The sequence below is a fragment of the Kitasatospora sp. NPDC056731 genome, assembly GCF_040687675.1.
Lineage (GTDB): Bacteria > Actinomycetota > Actinomycetes > Streptomycetales > Streptomycetaceae > Kitasatospora.
In genome coordinates, this window is the sequence record NZ_JBFBNR010000092.1 from 1 (window position 1) to 4,894 (window position 4,894).

The window sequence follows — 4,894 nt, forward strand, 5'->3', positions numbered from 1 at the left end:
ACTGCGGAAAACGTTCGGATGGCCGACCTCCTCGATTGGCTCGGCGAGAACTGGGGAGTGGCCGGTGCCGCGACGCGGAGCGGTGCAGGTCAGCCGACCATCGCCGCCAGGACGGTACGCCAGTCCTCGCCCGGCTCGGGGCTCAGCGGGGCGGCGAGGGTCTCCGCGCGGTAGTGCCAGGGGCGGCGGAGTTCGGGATCGGCGTCGGGGCGCAGGTCCAGCGGGCTGCCGGAGTCGAGCAGGCGCACGAGCTCGCCGGTGAAGTCCGCCCAGGAGACGTGCCCGTTGACGGCGTTGACGATCCGGCCGGCCGCCGGGTTGCCGTCGGCGACGCAGGCGGCGAGCGCGCGGGCCAGGGCGGCGGAGTGCACCCAGGCGGCGCCGTACCAGGTGGGGCGGTCGCCGGGGGCGGGGGCGGGCAGGGCGATCGGGCGGCCGGCCAGGGCGGCCTGGTAGAGGTCGCCGGTGGAGCCCCAGCGGAGCTGGTCGCGCAGGCGCTGGTGCGGGCCCCAGACGATCGGGGCGCGGACCACGGTGGCCGGGCCCCGGCCGGTGGCGGCCGCCTCGAACAGGATGCGCTCGCAGTCCAGCTTGGCCTGCCCGTAGGGGCTGACCGGGTCGCCGGTCGGGCCACCTTCGGGGACGTCGGTGCCGGACGGGCGGCCGTAGGCGTCGATGCTGCTGACGAAGACGAACGGGCCGCCGCGCCAGCCCTCGACCAGGGCGCGCATCGCGGCGAGGTCGACGGCGTGCTCGGTGAAGGTGCAGGCGGCGTGGATGACGGCGTCGACGCCCTCGACCGCGCGGCGCAGGCTGTCGAGGTCGGCGAGGTCGCCCTCGGCCAGCTCGGCGCCGTGCAGGGCGGGCAGGTGCGCGGACTCGGGCCGGACCAGGGCCCGGACCGGGCGGCCCTGGGCCATCAGTTCCTGGAGGACGGCCGCGCCGACGCCGCCGGTGGCGCCGGTGAGCAGCACGGTGCCCGCGCGGGTGCGGGTGCCCGGGCGGGAGCCGGTGCGGGCGGGGGCGGCGCGGCGCTCGTCCTCGCGGGTGGCGAGCAGGGCTGCGAGGGCGCGCGGGGTGCGCTGTTCCAGCACGTCCAGGCCGGTGAGCGGCAGGCCGGTGCGGGTGCGCAGGCGTTCGGCGAGCTGGACGGCGACCAGGGAGTGGCCGCCGAGGGCGAAGAAGTCGCCGTCGGCGGGCGGGGTGGTGCCGAGCAGTTCGCCGAAGGCCGTCCGGACGGTGTCGAGCGGGCCGGACCGCTCGGGGGCGGTCGGGGCCGCGCCGGGCAGCCGGCCGCGGTCCGGGGTTCCGTCGGCGTGCCGGGGCAGCCGGTCCAGCAGGGTGACGGCGGCCGGCAGGTGGGCGGGGGCGAGGTGGCGGCGCAGGGCGGCGCGCAGTTCGACGCCGGTCGGGGCGACCGGGCCGCGCACCACGGCGTAGGCGAGCGGCGGGCCGTCAACGGTCTCGACGACGGCCGCCTCGACCACCCGGGGGTCGGCCGACAGTGCGGCGAGGGCCGGGTGCTGGGCGGTGGCCAGGCGGGTGCCGGGGAGCGCGGAGAGGGGCTGGTCGGGGTCGGCGGCGACGGCGGCGAGCAGGTCCGCGAAGGCGGTGAGCAGGTGCTCGGCGGTGGTCTCGTCGAGGGCGTCCCGGTCGTGCTGGACCAGGCAGCGCGGCTGCGGGCCGTCCTCGACCAGCAGGGCGAGGCCGAACTTGGCCAGGCCCAGGTCGAGTTCGACGTCTTCGGCGGTGAGGCCGGGCAGTGTGAGCGGCTCGGCGGGGTGGACGAGGTCGCAGCTGACGGAGAGCAGCGGGGTGCCGTCGGCGCCGCGGGCCGCCGAGCCGAGCCGCTCGACGATCAGGTCGAACGGGATCTCGTGGTGCTGCTGCGCGTCGAGCAGCGCGGTCCGGGCCCGTCCGAGCACCTCGGTGAAGGTGGGATCGCCGGCCAGGTCGGCGCGCACCGCGAGGGTGTTGACGCCGAGGCCGACGGTGCGGCGCAGTTCGGGCCGCAGGCGCTGGCCGCTGGCGCAGCCGAGGGTGAGGTCGGCCTGGTCGGCGGCGGTGCGCAGGGTGGCGAAGGCGGCGGCCAGGACGACGGCGAACAGGGTGGCGCCGTGCCGGGCGCCGAGCCGGCGCAGGCCCTCCACGGTGGCGGGGGCGAGCGGGGCGGTGTGCAGGGTGGCCCGGCGCTCGCGCGCCCCGGGCGGGGTGGGCCGCAGCAGCGGCAGCGGGCGGGCGCCGGCCAGGTGTCGGGCGCGGGCGTCGGCGGCGCTGGTGAGTTCGGCGTCGCGGGTGCGCTCCTCGCGGGCGTACTCGGCGTACGACGGTCCGGGCGGCGGGAGTTGGGGCGTCACGCCGTCGCGGGCGGCGACGTAGAGGGCGGCCAGGTCGGCGGCGAGGACGGGCAGCGAGCCGCCGTCGACGGCGATGTGGTGGATGTTCAGGAGCAGGGTGTGGTCCTGCGGGTCGTGCCGCAGCAGCAGGGCGCGCAGGACCGGGCCGGTGGCGAGGTCGAAGGGGCGGGCGGCCTCGGCGGCGAGCAGGGCGGGGGCGTTGTTCCCGGCGCCGTTCTCCCAGGTGGCGTCCACCGTGCGCAGCAGCACCGGGGTGACCGGGTCGGTCTGCTGGTGCGGCTGGTCGCCTTCGCGGCCGTAGCGGGTGCGCAGGACGGCGTGGCGCTCGGTGAGGCCGGTGAGGGCGGTGGCGAGGGCGGCGGGGTCGAGCGGTCCGCGCAGGCGGGTGGCGAGCGGGACGTTGTAGAGGGCGCCGCCCTGGCCGAGGTGGTCCATCAGCCACATCCGCTGCTGGGCGTGCGAGAGCGGGGCGGGGCCGGCCGGGCCGTCGCCCTGGCCGGCCGGCACGCTCTGCGGGGCCGCCGGGCGCCCGCCCGCGGCGGGGCGGTTGCGGCGGGCGCGGCGCAGCAGGTCGGCCTGGTCGGCGGTCTGGTCGACGGCCGGGTGCTCGGCGGTCATCGGGTGGCTCCTTGCGGGGTGTCGTCGTGCGCGGCGCGCAGGGCTCGTTCGAGCAGGTCGGCCTGGCCGGCGACGGTGGGGTGGCCGAGGAAGTCGGCGAGCGAGAGCTCGACGCCGAGGTCCTCGCGGAGGTCGTCGACGACCCACATGGCGAGCAGCGAGTGGCCGCCCTCGGCGAGGAAGTCGGCGGCCGGGTCGGTGATCGGGCGTTCCAGGGCGCGGGTCCAGGCGGTGGCGACGGCCTGCTGGATCGGGGTGAGGGCGGCGGCGGTGCCCGGTCCGTCGGCGGCCGTCTCGTCGGCGGCGGCGAGGGCGCGGCGGTCGATCTTGCCGGTGCCGGTCAGCGGCAGGGCGGCGAGTACGGTCCAGGCGGTGGGCACCAGGTGGGCGGGCAGCCGGTCGGCGAGCCGGGTGCGGAGGGTTTCGACGGCCGGTCGGCTGCCGTCGGCGAGGACCAGGCAGGCGGTGAGCGCGGCGTCGGTGTGGCCGGGCCGGCGGACCACGACGGCCGCCTCGGCGACCTCGGGGAACTGCAGCAGCGCGTGCTCGACCTCGCCGGGTTCGATCCGGAAGCCGCGGACCTTCACCTGGTCGTCGGTGCGGCCGTGGAACTCCAGTGCGCCGTCGGGGCGTTGGCGGACGAGGTCGCCGCTGCGGTAGGCGCGGCCGGTGCCGGGCAGGTCGCGGAAGCGCTCGGCGGTCAGCTCCGGCCGGTCCAGGTAGCCCTGGGCGAGCCGGCCGCCGGCGATCCACAGTTCGCCGACGGTGCCGGGCGCCACCGGGGCGAGCTCCTGGTCGAGGACGAGGGCGCGGGCGCCGCCGAAGGGCCGGCCGATCGGGACCGGGCCGGTGGTGCAGTCGGCCGGGGTGATCCGGTGCAGGGTGGTGAAGGTGGTGGCCTCGGTCGGCCCGTAGACGTTGAAGAGTTCGAGCCAGGGGAAGGCGCGCAGCACCGCCCCGGCGTACTCGGGCGACAGGGCCTCGCCGCCGACGGCCAGGGTGCGCAGCACGCCGAAGATCCGGGACTGCCGGGCGGCCAGGTGGTGGAACAGGGCGGTGGTGATGAACACCGTGGTGACGCCGAACCGCTCGATGTCGCGGACGAGTTCCTCGGCGGTGGGCCGGTCGGAGGGCGAGACGGCGACGGCGGCGCCGCGCGCCAGCGGGGCCCACAGCTCGAAGGTGGAGGCGTCGAAGCTGATCGTGGAGTGGAACAGGACCCGGTCGCGGGGGCCGAGCGTGAACGCGTCCTGGGCGGTGACCAGGTCGGCGACGGCGCTGTGCGGGACGATGACGCCCTTGGGCCGGCCGGTGGAGCCCGAGGTGTAGAAGAGCAGGGCGGGCGCGGTCGGCTCGGCGGCGCCGGGGGCGGCCGCACCGGCGGCGTCGGGGCCGTGCCCGGCCGGGGCGGCGGGCTCGGCCAGGACGAGCGTCGAGGTCAGCGCGAGGGTCTGCTCCTCGGCGAGTCCGGCCTCGGCGAGCAGCGTCTTGTCACCGAGGACGAGCCGGACTCCGGCGTCCCCGGTCATCTCGGCGATGCGCTGGCGCGGGTAGGCCGGGTCGAGCGGGACGACGTGGGCGCCGGTCCGCCAGATCGCGAGCTGGGCGACGACCAGGCGGGTGGAGCGGGCGCAGAGCAGGCCGACGGCGCTGCCGGGGCCGATCCCCCGGGCGGCCAGGGTCGCGGCCAGCCGGGCGGAGGAGTCGAGGAGTTGACGGTACGTCAGAACGGTGGAGCCGTCGGTCACGGCGAGGGCGTCGGGGCGCTCCTGGGCGTGCCGGGCGATCAGGTCCGGGAGGGTCGCGGTGGGCATGATGGTTCCCTTCCGGGCGCCCCGGCCGCGAACGGCCGGGGCGCCCGGCGCAGGTGGTACGGGCGGGCGGGCGGTCAGACGGCGGCGGCGGCCTGGACGGCCGGG

2 protein-coding genes are annotated in these 4,894 nt (G+C 77.9%); both read right to left on the reverse strand.

Translation table 11 applies throughout. From position 1 onward, the window contains the following. Positions 1 to 89: 89 nt before the first annotated feature. A complete protein-coding gene (locus AB0R04_RS38690) occupies positions 90 to 2,975 on the reverse strand; it encodes a condensation domain-containing protein (RefSeq protein ID WP_363378852.1) in 2,886 nt (961 codons plus the stop codon). Then, a complete protein-coding gene (locus AB0R04_RS38695) occupies positions 2,972 to 4,789 on the reverse strand; it encodes a non-ribosomal peptide synthetase (protein WP_363378854.1) in 1,818 nt (605 codons plus the stop codon). Before AB0R04_RS38695 ends, AB0R04_RS38690 begins: the two co-directional genes overlap by 4 nt. Between the last annotated feature and the right edge of the window lie 105 nt (positions 4,790 to 4,894).

Excerpts from the sequence above, each read along its gene's own strand:
- AB0R04_RS38690 (WP_363378852.1), bottom strand. The coding sequence starts at position 2,975 with ATGACCGCCGAGCACCCGGCCGTCGACCAGACCGCCGACCAGGCCGAC.
- AB0R04_RS38695 (WP_363378854.1), bottom strand. The coding sequence starts at position 4,789 with ATGCCCACCGCGACCCTCCCGGACCTGATCGCCCGGCACGCCCAGGAG.